Raw genomic sequence first — 17649 nt, 5'->3', positions numbered from 1 at the left:
ATGTTTCTCGACGTTCTCCGCCGCCGCAACCCGGCCTTCATCGAAGCATCCATGGCCCTGCACCAGGCCGGCCAGATCCCGGCCAATGCTTATGTGCTCGATCTCGACGCTGTGGAAGCCAACGCCCGCATCCTCAAGGCCGAGGCCGACAGAAATGGCCTCAAGATTTTTGCCATGACCAAGCAGGTCGGCCGCGCGTCTAGTTTCTGCCAGGCTGTCCAGCGTGGCGGCATCGAAAAATCTGTCGCCGTCGACATGGCTTGCGCCCGCGCCACCCACAATGCTGGCATGCCGGTGGGCCATCTGGGGCACCTCCAGCAGGTGGCCCGCGCCGAAGCCGACGCCGCTGCGGCGACCTTCCGCCCGGATTACTGGTCCGTCTTCAACGCCGAAAAGGCCCATGAAGCGGGGCAGGCGGCCCATAAAGCTGGTTACAGGCAAAACCTTCTCGCCCGTATCAAGGCCGAGGGCGACACCTTCTATCGCGGCCACGAAGGCGGCTTTGAAGCCACCGACGTCGTCGCCGTGGCCGATGGCCTCGACCGGGTCGAAGGCGGCCGCTTTGCAGGCATCACCACCTTTCCGGCGCTACTCTTTGACCACGAAACCCGCAAGGTGAAACCGACACCGAACCTGGCGACCCTGTCCCGCGCTGCCGAAGCCCTCCACAGAGCCGGCCGTCGCAATGTCGAAATCAACGCCCCGGGTACCACTTCGTCGGTGCTGCTGCAGGGCCTCGCCGAAGCCGGCGCTACCCAATGCGAGCCCGGCAATGGCCTCCATGGCACGACGGCCCTCCATGTCATGGAAGACCTGCCCGAACTGCCCGCCGTGCTCTATCTCACCGAGGTGTCGCATCTCTCCGGTGGCAAGGCCTATTGCCTCGGCGGTGGCTTCTATATCGACCCGATTTTCCCCGATTATCCGGTCAAGGCCCTGGTCTCGCGCGAGCCCACCACGGCCTCCAGCAGTTTGCGCGAGGTGGAAATCCCGCCGCCCTCGGCCATCGACTACTACGCCATGATCGACGCCGACGGCCCCGCTGCCCCGCGTCCCGGCGACACGGCGGTGTTCGGCTTCCGTGGCCAGGCCTTTGTAACCCGCGCCTATGTCGTGGGCGTGTCCGGCATTTCCACCGGCAAGCCCAGGGTGGAAACCATCGAAGACAGCTTTGGCCGCACCGCGGCCTGGCCGGTCTAGGAGTGCCCGCAATGATCCAGCCCGTTCTGGCCCTCAACAACATCCGCAAGAGCTTTGGCGGCGTCGTCGCCATCGAGGATTTCAGCCTCACCATCGCGCCGGGCGAGATCGTCGCCCTGGTTGGTGACAATGGCGCGGGTAAATCCACGTTGATCAAGATCATCTCCGGCGTCCATGCCCCAACCTCGGGCAATATCATCATCGAAGGAGAGTGTATCTCCATGTCCAGCGCTACCAAGGCCCGGGAGCATGGCATCGAGGTCGTCTATCAGGACCTGGCGCTGGCCGATCAGCAATCGGTCTATATGAACCTGTTCCTCGGGCGTGAAGTGACTAAGGGACCGTTCGGACAGCTTGATCGCAAGACAATGATCGCGGAGACCCAGCGCCTGGTGGATGAGCTGGATGTGCGCATTCCCTCACCGCACGCCACTATCCGCGACCTGTCGGGTGGGCAAAGGCAGGGCATTGCTATTGCCCGCGCCACGCGCTGGGCCAAGAAGCTGATCCTGCTCGATGAACCCACCGCAGCGCTGGGCGTCGCGGAAACGGCCAAGGTCGAAAAGATCGTGGCCGGGCTTAAGGCGCGCAATATCGGGGTACTGATCATCAGCCATAGCCTAGATCAGGTGTTCCGTTTATCGGACAGGATCTGCGTGCTGCGACGCGGGAAGCAGATCGGCATCCGCAAGACAGCTGACACCGACAAGAACGAGATCGTTTCGATGATCACCGGTCTGAGCGCACAGTAACCCTGCAGGTCCAAGGGCGGTTGCAGGATGCGGCCATCCGCAATGCGCCCCATTCCGGCCATTCAGCCTGCCATAAGGAGTTCCCGAAAGCGGTCGCTCGCTGTCAGCAGCCGGGCGACACTAGGTGTTGTGCGGCACAGTTCTAGGTTGACCAATTTCTCATTGGGGGCGGCAGTCATAGTGCAGGGCCGCAATATCTGAGTCTGCAAGCTGGCGATGGCCCAAAATCCTGAACCTAGCGCTCAACCCCGGTTCGAACACCCGCACTCCCTCACCCAAAACAACGTTTCCAACCAGAAGGTGAAATTCGTCGACCAAGCCATGTTCAAGCAAGCTATTGAAGAGAACGTGGCTTCCAAAGATCAACAAGTCCCTGCCAGCTTTGGCCTTGAGATCTGCAATTAGCGCATGCGCGCGTTCGCGTCGGACGACTTCGGTGCTCGCCCAGGGTGATTTTCGTGGCACGACCAGGGAGTTGCTGACGACGACTTTCTGTGACGCGTCGACGCGATCTGCGATCTCGCGTTTTATCGGTTCACCAGACGGACTGCGATCGACATTTGGCCAATAGGCCTCGAACATAGGAAATGTGACAGCACCGAACAGCAGCGTTCCCGCGTTGCGCATGAGGTCGAGGTTGTGGGCTTCAAACGCCGGGCCCATTGGCAGGTTATCCAGTCTACCACCAGGGCCGGCGCAGTAGTTGTCGAGGGAACTCAGAATACTGACGACAAGTTTGGCCATCGACATTACCTCCTGCTTTGAATCAAACACAGTCCCGAACAGCTCGGGCCATTTCCGCTACCCCCATCTGCGAGGGCCCCGTCCACTCAGGCACGAATAGACGCACTGGTTGGGCTGCACCTCATCTGTTCATAGCCTTGGTAGGAACGAAGGCACGCCCTGATGTTGGGGGGCATCATCAAACGGGCCGTGCGACTGTGCCTTCGATAGCGCGGAAGGGCACTACCGATTACTCCAATTCGCATGAGCAGGTTCAACATGTTGGAACCTTTGCTTCTCAGCTAAATCAGATTGAGACGAGCGGTTGGCAAGTGATAGCCCGCCGTAGACAATGCTAAGGACCACGAGACCAAGTATGAGGCGGATCGTATCGCTTCGACCGAGCTTGGCGGCGCCTTGGCCACGTTCGCGCGCCTTGTACTCCGAGTGAGCGGCCGCGACCGCCAAGAGAATGTCTGTCATTTGTTGAGTCTCGCGATCCGCCAGTCGTTGGCGGCACGACATTGCCGTTTGGCGATGACCGTATTCGACAGAGCTTCGGAAAATTCGGCTTTGTCGAAATAGTCGGCCGTCAATCGTCTACCTCATCAGTAGAGGAGTGATGTCGTGCGATACATGTTTCTAATTTATCTCGATGACTCAAAGTTCGCGGGCATGACCGAGAGCCAGCGCTCTGGCTTCGGCAATGCAATGCTGGACTACGATGAGGAGCTGACGCGGAGCGGGCACTACATAGTGTCCGAGCCCCTTAAAAGCCCGTCCGAAGCAATTACGGTTCGCAAATGGAATGGAACCGTCTCGACAACGGACGGCCCTTTCATGGAGACGAAGGAGTACCTCAGCGGTTTCTTTATCGTAGAAGCGCGAGACCTGAACGAGGCCATTCAACTAGCTTCACATATGCCGCTCGCAACGGTCGGGTCCGTGGAGGTTCGTCCGCTCGACATATTGATACGGCAAGACCTCTAATGCATGGCGGTTTGAGTGAGATGGCCGCCGTCGACGCGGCATGGAGAAACCACTCTCGATCTGTGCTCGCGACACTTGTTCGGTTATTGCGTGACTTTGATCTGGCTGAGGAGGCGCTGCATGATGCTTTCCTGGCCGCAGCGCGGCGCTGGCCTGCCGAAGGAATGCCGCAAAACCCCGTGGCATGGCTGGTATCCGTGGGACGGTTCAGCAGCATCGACCGGATGCGGCGCAAGGCGCGCTTTGCTGCCGCGCACCATGACATCACTCTCAGGCTATACCCGGAGACAGAAGTTATGCCGCACGAAGAGCTTATCCTTGCAGACGACCAGCTGCGAATGATCTTTGTGTGTTGTCATCCGCTTCTGCCAAAGGAAGCGCAGATAGCACTCACTTTGCGAGAAGTGTGTGGGCTGACTACTGAGGAGATTGGTCGCGCATTCCTGACAAGCACGCCGACAATTGCCCAACGTATCGTGCGCGCCAAGGCTCGCCTTAAACAGGCCGGACTTCCTTACGAAGTGCCGTCACGTGAAGAACTGCCGGCGCGCCTGGATGCAGTCCTCCGCGTGATTTACCTGCTGTTCAATGAAGGATATTCCGCACATGCAGGCCTCGCTCATATCCGCAGCGATCTCTGCGCGCAGGCCATTCGGCTGGGTCGTTTGCTTTTGGAGATGCTCCCGGATGCAGATGTGTTGGGGCTGCTTGGTATGATGTTGCTACACGAATCTCGCCGTCAGTCACGCCAAGACAAGGCAGGAGACATCGTATTGCTGGCCGGTCAGGACAGAAGTACGTGGGACCGCGAGCTCATCGATGAGGGTCATGTACTGATCGAACGAGCCTTCGAAATGGGAGAAGTCGGTGCGTACACGATCCAGGGAGCGATCGCAGCGGTACATGCGAGAGCCGAGAGTACGGAAGCCACCAATTGGCATGAAATCGTTGGACTATATGATCTCATGCTTCAGACTGAGCCTTCTCCGGTGGTTCGGTTGAACCGCTCGGTGGCGATCTTCAAGGCGCAGGGTATCGACGCCGGCTTATCCGAGCTTGAAAACGTTATGCATGATGGCGAATTGGACGAGTATGGTCCGGCTCATTCAGTAGCAGCTGAATTCTATTTGGCAGCTGGGCGAAGAGAAGATGCCCGCCGAGCTTTTGTTCGCGCTCTGGAACGCTGCCAACAAGAACCAGAGAGAAGATTGCTGCAACGCAGGCTCAACGAGATTAGCGCCTGATCGACAGAAGGTTTTACGAGCGCGCAGTTCCAATGCTTGATAGCCGATCACGGCATCATCTGCTCGTTTGCCGGTTGAGCACAACGACTGGACAATGAAGCATGGGATCGGCCCAATCGCGTTGAACGATCTTGTCTGCGACAAAGCAAACTCTTGGCCCATACAATCGGTCTATTTGACGGCTCGTTTATCGCCCTACTGAGCCTGGTCAATTCACACCTCAATGACCGGACGTTGAGTTAAAGCGAAGAAGGACGTTAACGTTGACACGCGATTTGCGTGCGGAATACCTTCCTTCCGGAAGTGAGTATTATCTTACGGAGAATGTGTTGGATCGTGATCCACTCAGCATGACGTTTTCGGCCCTGTCCGGAAGGCGTAGTGTAGCTGGCGTACTGCTCTGGCTAACATTGGGGCAGAACGAGTAGCACCCACAGCGCATGGCCTATGAGTCCCCGCGGCGACTGGCACCAATGGGCTGCTATGGAGCTATGTTCGACACCTTTGGGAACTTCGTAAAAGTTTCCTTCGCCAATCAGTCGACGGCGACTGCAATGCATCAGTCCATAGGCCAGACTTCGACAACTCCATACGCCACAGCGCATGGGACATCGGAGACTTTTTTGATCGCTTCCTCGATTGAGGCTGCCTCGATAACGGCAAAACCTGCAACAGGGAGATCAGAGGACGTGAACCGGCCTAGGCTTGTCTCTACACCCGACGCCTCCGGATTTCGGACCTGCACCGGTGCGCCGGCAACCCCCATAACGGCACCACCAGCGACTAGCTTGGCGTCATGCTCGTGCGCGGCATCGCGGATTGCCTTTGGGGTTCGATCATAGCCAACTCGATCTCCATAGCCGATGGTCAAGAACTTGGGCATCATTTGCTCCTTTCTAGTTTCGTTCTAGCTTTCTGGGTCAATTGATGGGCCGCCAACTCCTTCGCGGCGACTTGCGTGCAGATGCGGGCGAATTCGTCGATGCGACTACGCTCGACGCCAAGATCGGCAAGCATTCTATCATCAAGCCGGGATAACGCGCGGCGTGTGACGATGCACATATACCAGTAGTAGAACCACCTAACGACGGCGTCGAACATGGTGCGTCTCCTCTAGGACACGATTCATGCATCCCAATGAACGGGGTGAGAGTCAGATACTGAGATGGTGAGACCACAGAACTACGGCGTGAGATCCGTTACGGCACGCCCGCTACCATCCATCGCCATTGGAAAGCTCGAGTGCTCGTGGACGATTTTCCACGCACCGGCGCTACGCGCGAGCACGACCGTTCTTCGGCTCCAAGAATCCACGGTTGTGCCGTCAAGCTTGGTGCCGGTCATTCGCGAGAGCCCGAACACCACAGCTAAGTCACCCTCAGTGAGAATCTGCGACTCCTCAAGACGAACACAAACCCCGTTAGTCCACGTGGCCAGCCAACGCTTGATCTCTTCAATGTCGCGGGCCTGCACTCCGCGATGGACGAGTGGGGGCGGCAGATCGAAAAGTACGATTTCATCACTCATTGGTTCGACGATTGCCTGAACGTCTCCGCGGCAGGTTGCGCCCTCTTGCGCCCTGATGACCGACATGATTGCAGAATCAGCCATGCCATCGCGCTCCTTGGACTGGGCGCGACTTGGCGGGGGGCAATGGTTCAACGGTACCGCCCGCTTCTGACGCACAGAGTTGTCCGACCGAGCAGGCGTCAGCCCTAGCGACAGGCACCGACGATGCTAAGATCTGAACCACCGTTCCAGCGGAGGGGCGCAGTCCGTCACCCGTATTAAGCTGAGGTAAACAGGGCTCTTGCAGGGCACACGTTCTGGTTTGGCCTGCGAGGCCTGACGGTAGCACTTCGACCATATGACTGCTCCTGGATAAGCGGCTTGTGACAGCGTTCGGAAGTAGCCGTACCGGGACCGGTAGTTTCGACGGCGCCCGAAAAAGATTCCTTTGCTGTCGATTCTCTGCAGGTCCATTCGACTACTTCACGCCGCCGGAGGAGGCCGATGCGCGGCTTATTCCTGGAGTTGACGCCCGTATCGAAGGCACAAATCAACGCCATCGCAAGGGTTGGGGCCGCCGGAGGCGCCAGCGAAGCGTAATGGTCTTGCCAACCGAGTTAGTGGGAGAGTTTCGTGACTGATTTTCATTCCGAGAACCACCGACGCCTGAACATCCTTGCCGGGGTTTGGGACACAACGATCACCCTGATTGGCGTCGATGGCGCCGAAGGGGCTACTTCGCTTGCAGTCGACACATATAGGTGGATGCCAAACGGCCACTTTCTGGTGCACGAGGTCGACGCCATGATGGGTGACCAGCGTGTGCGAGCGACAGAAATCTTTGGCGTTGAACAGGCGTCGGGCGAATTCTTTAGCCGCAGCTATGATGCCGACGGCTGCACAAACGATTTCGCCTCAACGATCGATGGCATCGACTACTTGATTACTGGCGAGGTTCAGCGGTTCGCTGGGCAATTCACCGAAGACGGCACCACTCTACGTGGGGAATGGCAACAACTGGCAAATCATCAGTGGAGGCCCTTCGTTCGGGTGGTGCTTGAGAAGCGGTCTCAAGCACAACCCGACGGGCCATCTTTCAGCGTTTGAGCAAGGGGGAGGCATCAGGTGGGAAACTTTCCAAACCATTTGACGTCTCAATGCCGGCTATCTCGCGACTCCTCAAGGTGGTGAAGCGTGCCAACCTCGTCGATCGGACTTGGAACGCATCATGGCGACCGATGCAACTCAACCCGACGCCCTTGGCCGAGATCACGAATTGGCTGGAGCGGTAATGGCAGGAGGATTTCGAACGCATGGATGCGTATTTGGCCAAGCTTAGGAACGGAGAGTCAGATGCCAAACACTAACGCCACAAACGAGCAACATGCGCTCGTGCTCGACATCAACAGGGTGTTCGCTGCGCCGCGAGAGCTTGTCTGGAGGTTATGGAGCGAACCCGAACACCTGGTGCGCTGGCATGGTCCGGAGGGCTGCGCGCTAAGTCAGTGCGAGCAGGATTTTCGTGCCGGCGGCAGTTGGCGACGCACCATGACCGCTGACCCGGGGCATGCCCACGTGATCTTTGGGGAATTCAGAGAGGTCGATAAACCAGGCCGCTTGAATTTCACCTACACCAACGAGAGCGACGGCTTCGAGACAGTGGTGACCATGGACCTTCTCGAGCAACCTGACGGCACCACGCGGATGGAGTTCAGGCAAACGCCGTTCATTAGCCGCGAGGAACGGGATGGACATGGCCGAGGCTGGAACAGCAGTTTCGATCTGCGTACTCGCTACCTTGCGCTGATAGCAGATCACGACTGGAGTCCCTGGGGACGGCTGCGCATTGACGGCGCAACGGAGGACTTTGCCGCGGCAAAGGCACGCCAAGAGCAAGCGCTAAAGTTAAAGGGCGACTGAACACTGGCGCACCGATAACTGGCGGCCTGTCTACCCTATTCGCATTAGCGTCCAAGGCGGTCAGATCACAGCCATTTGCGATTACCTGGCCTGTCCTTGGATGCTCGAGAATGAAGCTGCCCCAATACGTCAGTCTCAACTAATGCACCACAGGATGGAGGCAAATGACGCTTTCGATACAGACGCTGAGCGAAGCCGACCGGCGCTTGGTCGCTGAGTGGGCAGCAGCGTGCGCCGAGCGCGGTCTGCCGTTGTTTGAAGCAGAATGCCCCAATGATGACCGACCCCGTGACGCCATTGCTCGAACGAGGGCGTTTGCTCGCGGAGAACTGGACACTGCTGCAGAAATACGCCGTCGGTTTGGGGATGGCAGCGCCGCTCGTAATGCGACGTCTCCTGCCGCTGCCGCAGCAGCCAGAGCCGCCGGACAAGCCTCGGCTGTCTGCCACATGGGCGCACATGCACTTGGGGCGGCAGCGTATGCTGTCAAAGCCGCAAGCCTCTCGGCCCAGGCCTGCTCGCATCAGGTCAAATGGGCTAGATCATCAGTCAACTCCAAGCTGCTATCGCCGGAACCGAGGCACTTTGAGTGCCGCCTAATTGCTGGAATTGACCTGTCCCGCCAGGCAAAAGAATGACCGGTTTTGGCAAGCCGTGACTTGACCTCAAACGACCGAAATGGGGTCGATAGCTGACGTCCCGATTTGCCTCTTTGTCGGCATGCCCCACCGACCGTCACCCTCGGCCTTGAGCCGAGGGCTCTGTACTTTGGGATTGTTACCGGGCCGTTATGGAACGACACAATCCCCAAAGACGTGGTCCCGGGCGACATCGTCAAGTGAAGAACCCTCGGCTCAAGGCCGAGCGTGACGCGCGGTGGGTGGGGAGAGACCTGTTGCAGCGGCAAGTTCCAGCAAACTCCTCCGATGGCCAGAATGTCCCCCATGGGGTCGGCTCCTGCCGCCCCACCCCCACCCTTGGTCCCTCCCCACAAGGGGGAGGGAGACGATGAACACGAGCGCTGCAGTCCTGCGCCTCCCTCCCCCTTGTGGGGAGAGAAGCGAGATAGGACTTAGCGTCAGCTAAGTCCGTTGAATCGAGCAGGGTGGGGGTGTCGGCCTCTCAACGCATTGAGACGACAGGCAATTCACAAAGTAATCCCCGCCGCTCCATCCTCCCGCATACTCTCCCCGTTCTCACCGACAACACGCGGTACCGACGAAGTGCCGGGTGAGGAGGCAGGCCGCACGGTGTCGATCGGGCGGAGGCGTGTATGCTGACCACCGGTCGCTCAACTGAAGCGAACGGCGACAGGCGGCGATGGATGTTTCGGCATCCGGGCCAAAGGTCTGCGCCGCTCGTGGATGGGATGAGCAACCCGCAAGGGGGCCGCTCGATGCATGCGTCAGAAATCCTGTTCGTGGGAAGCGGCTTTCGCCTCTTCTTTAATTTAACCGAGGCGAAAGCCGCTTTTCACCGTGCAATCGCAGGCGCCGGGCGTCGTGCGATCTTTCGGCATGCGCTCAGCATCGCGGAACGCTCTTTGAAACTTCGAGATTCCCGCAGGGCCAGGCGCGCCGGTGGCGCGACTGGAGTTGCCGGCGTGGTCTAAGGCGCTAGTCGCCCTTTTTGCCGAACAGCTTGCCCAGCATATCGGCCATGGGGCCGGTCTTGGGCAGTTCGGCCTGCGGCCTGGACGGGCGCGCCTGGCGGATATGGCTCTGCGCCTTGGGTGCCGGCTTGTCGTCCTTGGCGGGCTCGTCGCCCTTCACAGCAAGCGCCAGCTTGTTCATGAAGCCAGAATCATCGCCTTTGAGCAGTAACGGCGCCTGGCGGGCAATTTCGTCGAGCAGCGGGTCGAGCCAGGCCTTGTCGGCCTTGGCAAAATCGCCCAGCACATGGTGGGTGACGAATTCCTTGCCCGGATGACCGATACCAAGCCGGACGCGCTTGTAATCGAGGCCGATCTGCGGGTCGATGGACCTGAGGCCATTATGGCCGCCATTGCCGCCGCCAACCTTGACGCGCACCTTGCCCGGCGCCAGGTCGAGTTCGTCGTAAAAGACGATGATGTCGGCATTCTCGATCTTATAGAAGCGGGCGACCTGCTGGACGCTGTCGCCGGACTTGTTCATGAAGGTCTGCGGCTTGAGCAAGAGCACCCGCTCGCCGCCAATACTGGCTTCGGCGATGAGGCCGGCATGCTTGCTCTTCCAATTGGAGACGCCATTGGCTGCGGCAATGGCGTCAATGGCCATGAAGCCGATATTGTGGCGGTTGCCCGCATATTGCGCGCCGGGATTGCCCAGCCCAACAAGCATTTTCATGGCATAGACCTATCGCAAATGAATGAGGCGGCCCAAGGCCGCCTCACACGTTTCGTCACTGCAAGGAGGATTATTCCTCGCTGGCAGCTTCTTCGGTTTCGCCGGCAGCGTCGGCGGACTTCAGGCCCGACGGCGCCACAAGGGTGGCGATGGTGAAGTCGCGATCGGTGATCGCGGGCTTCACGCCCTGGGGCAGGGTGACGGCCGAAATATGGATCGAGTCGCCGATCTCATAGCCGGACAGGTCAACGGTGATCTGCTCGGGGATCGCATTGGCGGGGGCGATCAGTTCGACAGTGTGACGCACAACGTTGAGCGTGCCGCCGCGCTTGAGGCCGGGGCTCTTCTCTTCGTTGATGAATTCCACGTGCACTTCAACATGCAGGGTGGCATTGCCCGAAACGCGCAGGAAGTCGATATGAACCGGCTGGTCCATGACGACGTCGAGCTGGTAGTCGCGCGGGATCACCTGATGCACGGTGCCGTCGACATCGAGGTCGAGCACATGCGACTTGAAGCCGCCGGCATAGATGAACTTCAGAGCGTCTTTATATTCGACGGAAACGGTGACGGGGGGCTTCTTGTCACCATAGATAACAGCGGGAACACGTCCCTGACGACGCAGCTCACGAGCGGCCCCCTTGCCCACTCCCTCACGCGCCTGTGCCTTGAGCACTTTATTGGCAGCCATGGAAATCATCCATTCTGGGTTGGTGTATGTCGTTCCTACAACAACATACGCGCCCGTCCTCCAGGGGTGACGAGCGCTTCATGGCGGCGGGATATAGAGGAATAAGGGGCGTTGGGCAATAGATTCCCGTCCCCTGACCTTACGCAGCGCCGGGCATGGGCAGGCAGGGCATGATCTCGACGCCCGTCCCGGGAAAAATCGTGAAGTGGGGGTGGTTCTTGAACATCTGCGCGGCGTCCTCGTGCGAGGCCGCCTCCACGATCACATAAGCGGCAACGGCGTTGCGGATCGGCGTAATGCCCTCGGGCGAGGCCAGAAGCGTCTTGCCCAGCGGAGCGCCGATATCGACGATGACATGCTTGTGCCGCTCGACCCATTGACCCCACTCGGTCATGGCGCGCTGGGATCGTTCGGCCTTCTCGGCCTCCGGCAGGGCCTCCCAGGCCTTTTGGACTTCGGAGTTCTCGGCGCCCACATAAAGGGCGAGATAGCGTGGCATGGTGATCTCCTTCCCGTGGTTGCGGAAAGGATAGCGGATGTCGGCCTCAGTCGAAAAGGCTGGAAACGCTCTGTTCGCTGGCGGTGCGGGCGATGGCCTCGCCGATCAGCGCATCGATGGACATGCGACGGATATTCGCGGCGGCCTTGGTGGCGTCGGTTTCAAGGATGGAATCGGTCACCACCAGTTCCTTGAGCTTGCTGGCGGCGATGCGCTCGGCAGCGCCTTCGGACAAAACGCCATGAGTGATATAGGCCGAAACCGCCTTGGCGCCGGCCTTGAGCAGGGCCTCCGCCGCATTGACCAGGGTGCCGCCACTGTCGACAATGTCGTCGATCATGATGCAGGTCTGGCCCTCGACATCGCCGATGATGTTCATGACTTCTGATACGCCGGCACGGGGGCGGCGCTTGTCGACAATTGCCATGCTGGCGCCGATGCGGCTGGCGACATTGCGGGCGCGCACCACGCCGCCGACATCGGGGGAGACGATCATGACGTTCTTGACGTCGTAATTGTCCTTGATGTCGCGCACCATGACAGGGGCCGCAGTGAGGTTATCGGTGGGGATATCGAAAAAGCCCTGGATCTGGGCGGCGTGCAGGTCGAGGGTCAGCACGCGATTGGCGCCGGCCTGGGTGATGAGGTTGGAGACCAGTTTGGCTGAAATCGGGGTGCGGGGGGCCGATTTTCTGTCCTGGCGGGCATAGCCGAAATAGGGGAGTACGGCGGTGATGCGGCGGGCCGAGGAGCGGCGCAGCGCATCGGCGATGATGAGCAGCTCCATCAGATTGTCATTGGCCGGATAGCTGGTGGACTGGAGGATAAAGACATCCTCGCCGCGGACGTTTTCGTGCACCTCGACATAAACTTCCTTGTCGGCGAAGCGCTTGACCGTGCAGTCGGTCAGGGGAAGCTCGAGATAACTGGCGACGGCCTGGGCGAGGGGGCGATTGGAATTGCCGGTCACCAGCTTCATGGGCGCGATCCTGTCTCAACCAGTCCCTCGGGGTGGGACCTTCCAGTTTCGCGGGCAGCTTTAGCGGCTCGTGTCCGGCCTGACAACGCCACTTTGGGCTAAGCAGTAAATAAACCTCATGTCAGCCCGATGACAGCGATCTGGCGACCGGTTCTAGTGCCCTGATGGGTGGCGTAGCGGTGCGAAAAATAGCGTTCGGGATCGGCATAGGTGCAAAGGCTCAGATTTTCGACTGCCGCCAGGCCGGCGGCGCGCAATTGCGCTTCGACGAAACCAGGCAGGTCGAAATGCGGCTTGCCGCCTTCGGGCGTCGTAAAGAAGCGCGCGCCATCGGGGTTGAGCTCAAGAAAATCGGCGCGGAACTGGTCGCCCACTTCATAATTGCGCCCGGCAATAGTAGGGCCGATGGCGGCGTGGATGCGGGCCGGGTCGGCGCCCAGCGCCACCATGGCGGCGATGGTGTTGAGGGCAATACCCTCGACAGCACCGCGCCAGCCGGCATGAGCGGCGCCGATGACACCCGCCTCGGGGTCAGCAAAGAGGATGGGCGTGCAATCGGCGGTGAGAATACCGAGCGCCAGGCCGGGCCTGGCGGTGACCATGGCGTCGGCATCGATGGCGCCGGGGGAGATGGGCCCGGACATGGTTTCGACGCGGGTCGAATGGGTCTGCTTCAGGATGGCAAGCGGGCCAAGGCCGATCGCGCCCGCAACGATCTGCCGATTGGCCTCAACCCGGGCTGGCTCGTCTCCTTGGGCAAGGGAGACGTTGAGACCGGCATAATCTCCCGTCGAGACACCACCCGCGCGACCGAAAAAGCCGTGGCGAAGGCCCGGAATGGCGGTCAGGCCTGCAGCCTTTTCGTGTGGCGCGCTCATGCGGCGAAACCGGGCGGCATGAGGCCGGGGCTATGGGCGCAGAAGACCTTGAACAGGGTGCCCATCTGGTCGGCATTGACCAGCCGGTCATGGGCGGTGCGGATGTCATTGGCTGAACCGGGATTAGCGCCCGAGAGCGCGGCTGCGCGCTCGCCAATGCCCAGGCGGGTGAGGAATTCGCCCTGCGTGGCCAAAGGCTGTGTGGCGAGACCGGCAGCACGGGCGACATTGCCCAAGGCGCCAAAATCGACATGGGCGGAAATATCGGTTTCGCCGGGGGTGTCGAGGACATCGGCAAAGGCATGGCGGCGCACGCCTTGCAGAGTGTCGCCGGTCTGCGTTGTGCCATAGCCATAGTCCACGGCGAGGAGGGCGCCGCCTTGCCTGGCAATCGCCTGGGCGAGTTGGCGCATCACCTCAGCGCCACCGAAGCAGACTTCGAGCATGGAATCCATTTCGGCGCCGGCGACTGCGTCGGGCATGGAGGCAGGCGGGATGGGGGTGGGCGAGAGGCCGAAGGCACGTTTGCCATCCTTGAGGCCGATCTGGCGCTCATGCCAGCCATCGGGCTTGCAGACGAATTGGCGGATGGGCAGGGCGTCGAAGAATTCATTGGCGACGATGAGCAGAGGGCCCTCGTCGAAGCTTTCGAAATTCTGCAGCCATTTTGGATCGTAAACATCCAGCTTGGCCTTTTGCTCGGCCATCAGCACAGGGCTGGTTTCGAACAGGCGGAGCTTCAGGGCATCGCGGAAGCCCGGGGCGCGGCAGGCGACACGCAGGATATCGGCCATCAAAGTGCCGCGGCCGGGGCCGAGTTCGAGCAGGGTGAAGCTTTTGGGCTCATCCATCTGTTGCCAGAGATTGACCAGCCAGAAGCCGATCAGCTCGCCGAACATCTGGCTGATTTCCGGCGCAGTGACGAAATCGCCCTTGGCGCCGAGCGGTTCGGCGGCGCGGTAATAGCCCTTGGAAGGATGGGTGAGGCACAGGCCCATATAGGTGGCGACCGAGATGGGGCCGGACGTCGAAATCTGCAGATCGATCTGCTGTTCCAGGTTCAGGCTGTCGAGCGTCTTTCCGGTGGTGTTCTGGGTCATGGGCGTAACGGATTTTCGCGGCGGGTGGCCGCATAGAGGACAAGGATGAGGCCGCCGAGCAGGATGGGCAGGCTCAACACCTGGCCCATAGTGAGCCAACCGCCATAGAGATAGCCAAGCTGGATATCGGGCAGGCGGACGAGTTCGACGGCCATGCGCGAGAGCGCATAGCCAATGGCGAAGATGCCGGCGACGAGACCGGGCTTGCGCAACGCGTAGAACACATGGGTGGCGACGCGGATGATGAGGAAAAGCAGGAGCCCTTCAAGCGCGGCTTCATAGAGCTGGCTGGGGTGGCGGGCGACCTGCAGCGGATCGGTCGGGAAGACCACGCCCCAGGGCAGATCTGTCGGTGCACCATAGAGCTCGGCATTGATGAAATTGGCGATGCGGCCGAGGAAAATGCCGATGGTGGCGACGGCGGCGATGAGGTCGAGGCTGGAAAGCCAATTGCCGCCTTTGGAGCGGGTGAAGAGGATGGCTGCCAGCATCAGGCCAAGCATGCCGCCATGATAGGACATGCCGCCATCGAGCGTGTTGATGATCTGGGTGGGATTTTCGAGGTAGTAGGGCAGGTTGTAGAACAGCACATAACCCACGCGCCCGCCGATAACGATGGCCAGCATGGCCCAGAAGGCAAAGTCCCAAATGTCCCTGGCCGGGAAGGGCGAGGCGCCGCGATGCCAGAGGCGCTGGTTCCTGAGCAGGAGATAGCCATAGCCTGCGCCCAGAATGACCCCGAAGAGATAGGCCAGGGCATACCAGCGAATGGCGATGGGGCCGATGGCGATGGCGACGGGGTCGATATTGGGGAAGGGCAAGGACTTGTCTCCGCGGGTCCGACCGATGTGCCGGTACAATATGGCAGCACCGTGAGTGCCGTAACCCGATGTGCGCGGCGGTTCAAGGCAGGTGTTGGCGCAGGCGCGTGCCGATGGAGCGGATGGCCGTTTTCAGTCCTGCTGCCATTCGAGCCTTGTTCGCTCAAATCTCTCCACCGGAGAGATTTGCCCACCGGACGCTCCAAGCTCTCATGGCCTTCTCGCCTCCAGTCGCGCCACCGGCGCGCCTGGCCCTGCGGGACATCTCGAAGTTCAAGGAGCGTTCCGCGATGCTGTGCGCATGCCGAAAGATCGCACGACGCCCGGCGCCTGCGGTTGCACGGTGAAAAGCGGCTTTCGCCTCGGTTAAATTAAAGAAGAGGCGAAAGCCGCTTCCCACGAACAGGATTTCGGACGCATGCATCGAGCGGCCCCCTTGCGGGTTGCTCATCCCATCCACGAGCGGCGCAGACTTTTGGCCCGGACGCCGAAACATCCATCGCCGCTTGTCGCCGTTCGCTTCAGTTGAGCGACCGGTGGTCAGCATACACGCCTCCGCCCGATCGACACCGTGCGGCCTGCCTCCTCACCCCTTGCCATTCGAGCGCAGCTCTCATGGCCTTCTTGCCTCCAGCCGCGCCACCGGCGCGTCCGGCCCTTCGGGACGGCTCGAAGTTCGTCGGTACCGCGTGTTGTCGGTGAGGACGAGGAGAGTATGAGGGACGATGGAGGGGGCGGGGATAAGATTTTTGGGAGCTCTGCGAGGGCCGACCTCGTCCTTCGAGACAGAGCTACGCGCTTCCTCAGGATGAGGTCTACGAAGGAGTCAGTGTCTGGCAAGCCCTCGTGGTGAGGTGGGAGCACAGCGACCCTCGAACCACGAGGGAGGCCATCCGCGCGAGTCCGGCCATCTCAGGATGGGTCCCGGGTCAAGCCCGTGATGACTGGCCTCGGGTCGACGCCCGAGGGCGGCGCAGTGGGGGTGATGTACCACAATAGCGCGGTCCAAAGTTCCACTCGCGCCATGGCGTGTGGCCCTCGTTTGATCAGGGCTGTGGTTCGCCGGCTGTTTTTAGCTCGGCCTCCCCCGAGGCGGTGTATTGGCTTGGCGCCATGCCGACAAATCGAGAAAAAGCCACACTGAAGGCGCTGGCCGAACCATAGCCAACGCGCTGGGCTATCGTCTTGATGCCACCGTCCCGGCGGCGCAGCATGTCCTTGGCCAGTGCCATGCGCCAGGATTGCAGGTATTCCATCGGCGCCATACCGGTCTGCTTCTGAAACCTGTCGAAAAACACAGACCGCGACAGTGTCGCGACCTTGGCCAATTCTTCCACCGTCCAGGACCTGGCGGGATCTTCGTGCATCAGGCGGATCGCGCCGGCGAGTTGCCGGTCGGCAAGACCGCGCAGCAGGCCCGGCGTCTCAAGGGCGGCCGCATCGGAGCGCAGAGCCTCGATGAGCAAGACCTGCAGAAGCCGTTCAAGAATGATGTCCCTGGCCGGGCGCTGGTTTTGCGCTTCGTTCCGGATCATCTGGACCAGCGCTGTCAACCGGCTCTGACCCCTGATATGCAGCAGACAGGGGAGCAAGGCGAAGACCAGTGTCGAGTCTGGAGATGCGAAGGCCAGGCGACCGATCAATATCCGCATATTGGGCGCCCCTTCCGGATCGCCGTGCCGGGTTTCATCGGCCAACATGGTCACGCGGAGTGGATCTGTTGCGGGTGGCGCGCGATTGCCATTGTTGGACATGACGAAGCGATCGGCGGCCGGGATCAGGATAAAGTCGCCTTCCCGGAGTTCAATCTCGGGTTGATCATTGACGGCGAGGCGCGCCGCTCCCTCCAACATGACTGCGAAGACGGGTCTGCCATCCCCATCCCCGTCGACACGCCAGGACCCCGAGCCGCTCGCCGCCTTGGAGAAAGGCAGGCGCGGCTGCAGCATGGTGACAATTTCGGCCAAAGGATCGATCATTCGGACGTTCGCTAATGCATTTAGGATATTGCATTAT

21 protein-coding genes are annotated in these 17649 nt (G+C 60.4%); 8 read left to right on the top strand and 13 right to left on the bottom strand.

The annotated features are described in order from the left end of the window. Together V8Z65_RS12310 and V8Z65_RS12305 are read left to right on the top strand one after the other, a co-directional pair. A complete protein-coding gene (locus V8Z65_RS12310; protein ID WP_338720436.1) occupies positions 1-1200 on the top strand; it encodes an alanine racemase in 1200 nt (399 codons plus the stop codon). A gap of 11 nt (positions 1201-1211) precedes the next feature. After that, positions 1212-1952, top strand: coding sequence for an ATP-binding cassette domain-containing protein (locus tag V8Z65_RS12305; RefSeq protein ID WP_338720434.1), 741 nt, complete (start codon positions 1212-1214; stop codon positions 1950-1952). A 159-nt stretch (positions 1953-2111) separates the two neighbouring features. Here V8Z65_RS12305 and V8Z65_RS12300 read toward each other — a convergent pair whose 3' ends face one another. Further along, on the bottom strand, positions 2112-2696 hold the full coding sequence (locus V8Z65_RS12300) for a dihydrofolate reductase family protein (RefSeq protein WP_338720432.1): 585 nt from the start codon (positions 2694-2696) through the stop codon (positions 2112-2114). A 615-nt stretch (positions 2697-3311) separates the two neighbouring features. On the opposite strand from V8Z65_RS12300, the gene V8Z65_RS12295 reads away from it, so the two are divergent. Together V8Z65_RS12295 and V8Z65_RS12290 are read left to right on the top strand one after the other, a co-directional pair. Continuing rightward, positions 3312-3665: a YciI family protein gene (locus tag V8Z65_RS12295; RefSeq protein ID WP_338724018.1), complete on the top strand. Its 354-nt coding sequence runs from the start codon at positions 3312-3314 to the stop codon at positions 3663-3665. Positions 3666-3685: 20 nt separating this feature from the next. Then, on the top strand, positions 3686-4909 hold the full coding sequence (locus V8Z65_RS12290) for an RNA polymerase sigma factor (RefSeq protein WP_338720430.1): 1224 nt from the start codon (positions 3686-3688) through the stop codon (positions 4907-4909). Positions 4910-5468: 559 nt separating this feature from the next. On the opposite strand, the gene V8Z65_RS12285 is transcribed toward V8Z65_RS12290, so the two are convergent. The 3 genes from V8Z65_RS12285 to V8Z65_RS12275 all read right to left on the bottom strand — a co-directional run bounded on the left by V8Z65_RS12285 (position 5469) and on the right by V8Z65_RS12275 (position 6520). Next, positions 5469-5792, bottom strand: a complete 324-nt coding sequence (locus V8Z65_RS12285) for a transcription initiation protein (RefSeq protein WP_338720428.1) — start codon at positions 5790-5792, stop codon at positions 5469-5471. Beyond that, entirely contained in the window at positions 5792-6010 is a 219-nt protein-coding gene (locus V8Z65_RS12280; RefSeq protein ID WP_338720427.1) for a DUF1127 domain-containing protein, read from the bottom strand. The genes V8Z65_RS12285 and V8Z65_RS12280 overlap by 1 nt, the downstream gene beginning before the upstream one ends. A gap of 81 nt (positions 6011-6091) precedes the next feature. Next, positions 6092-6520: a nuclear transport factor 2 family protein gene (locus V8Z65_RS12275; protein ID WP_338720426.1), complete on the bottom strand. Its 429-nt coding sequence runs from the start codon at positions 6518-6520 to the stop codon at positions 6092-6094. Positions 6521-7051: 531 nt separating this feature from the next. Here V8Z65_RS12275 and V8Z65_RS12270 point away from each other — a divergent pair. The 4 genes from V8Z65_RS12270 to V8Z65_RS12255 all read left to right on the top strand — a co-directional run bounded on the left by V8Z65_RS12270 (position 7052) and on the right by V8Z65_RS12255 (position 9950). Continuing rightward, a complete protein-coding gene (locus V8Z65_RS12270) occupies positions 7052-7525 on the top strand; it encodes a DUF1579 family protein (RefSeq protein ID WP_338720425.1) in 474 nt (157 codons plus the stop codon). After that, the gene (locus V8Z65_RS12265) at positions 7522-7710 is read left to right on the top strand and encodes a hypothetical protein (RefSeq protein WP_338720423.1); all 189 of its coding nucleotides are present in this window, start codon (positions 7522-7524) and stop codon (positions 7708-7710) included. Before V8Z65_RS12270 ends, V8Z65_RS12265 begins: the two co-directional genes overlap by 4 nt. Before the next feature lie 61 nt (positions 7711-7771). Continuing rightward, entirely contained in the window at positions 7772-8338 is a 567-nt protein-coding gene (locus tag V8Z65_RS12260; protein WP_338720421.1) for an SRPBCC domain-containing protein, read from the top strand. A 1273-nt stretch (positions 8339-9611) separates the two neighbouring features. Further along, complete coding sequence (locus tag V8Z65_RS12255; protein ID WP_338720419.1) at positions 9612-9950, top strand: hypothetical protein; 339 nt, start codon at positions 9612-9614, stop codon at positions 9948-9950. 4 nt (positions 9951-9954) lie between these two features. Here V8Z65_RS12255 and pth read toward each other — a convergent pair whose 3' ends face one another. The 9 genes from pth to V8Z65_RS12210 form a co-directional block, all read right to left on the bottom strand. Then, positions 9955-10665, bottom strand: a complete 711-nt coding sequence (pth, locus tag V8Z65_RS12250; protein ID WP_338720417.1) for an aminoacyl-tRNA hydrolase — start codon at positions 10663-10665, stop codon at positions 9955-9957. Positions 10666-10735: 70 nt separating this feature from the next. Continuing rightward, positions 10736-11356 carry a 50S ribosomal protein L25/general stress protein Ctc gene (locus tag V8Z65_RS12245; RefSeq protein WP_338720415.1) on the bottom strand — a complete coding sequence of 207 codons (621 nt, stop codon included), beginning with the start codon at positions 11354-11356 and terminating at the stop codon, positions 10736-10738. A 139-nt stretch (positions 11357-11495) separates the two neighbouring features. Continuing rightward, the gene (locus tag V8Z65_RS12240) at positions 11496-11855 is read right to left on the bottom strand and encodes a hypothetical protein (protein WP_338720413.1); all 360 of its coding nucleotides are present in this window, start codon (positions 11853-11855) and stop codon (positions 11496-11498) included. Between the two features lie 46 nt (positions 11856-11901). Next, the gene (locus tag V8Z65_RS12235) at positions 11902-12834 is read right to left on the bottom strand and encodes a ribose-phosphate pyrophosphokinase (protein WP_338720411.1); all 933 of its coding nucleotides are present in this window, start codon (positions 12832-12834) and stop codon (positions 11902-11904) included. A gap of 116 nt (positions 12835-12950) precedes the next feature. Next, positions 12951-13712, bottom strand: coding sequence for a peptidoglycan editing factor PgeF (pgeF, locus tag V8Z65_RS12230; RefSeq protein ID WP_338720409.1), 762 nt, complete (start codon positions 13710-13712; stop codon positions 12951-12953). After that, on the bottom strand, positions 13709-14812 hold the full coding sequence (locus V8Z65_RS12225) for an SAM-dependent methyltransferase (RefSeq protein WP_338720407.1): 1104 nt from the start codon (positions 14810-14812) through the stop codon (positions 13709-13711). The genes pgeF and V8Z65_RS12225 overlap by 4 nt, the downstream gene beginning before the upstream one ends. Continuing rightward, entirely contained in the window at positions 14809-15633 is an 825-nt protein-coding gene (gene lgt, locus V8Z65_RS12220) for a prolipoprotein diacylglyceryl transferase (protein WP_338720404.1), read from the bottom strand. The genes V8Z65_RS12225 and lgt overlap by 4 nt, the downstream gene beginning before the upstream one ends. A gap of 163 nt (positions 15634-15796) precedes the next feature. After that, a complete protein-coding gene (locus V8Z65_RS12215; RefSeq protein ID WP_338720402.1) occupies positions 15797-16180 on the bottom strand; it encodes a hypothetical protein in 384 nt (127 codons plus the stop codon). Positions 16181-16679: 499 nt separating this feature from the next. Next, positions 16680-17612, bottom strand: coding sequence for an AraC family transcriptional regulator (locus V8Z65_RS12210; RefSeq protein WP_338720400.1), 933 nt, complete (start codon positions 17610-17612; stop codon positions 16680-16682). Between the last annotated feature and the right edge of the window lie 37 nt (positions 17613-17649).

It is taken from the genome of Devosia sp. XK-2 (assembly GCF_037113415.1).
Lineage (GTDB): Bacteria > Pseudomonadota > Alphaproteobacteria > Rhizobiales > Devosiaceae > Devosia.
Note: the sequence above shows the minus strand (reverse complement) of the source record. Positions and strands in the feature narration are given on the sequence as shown.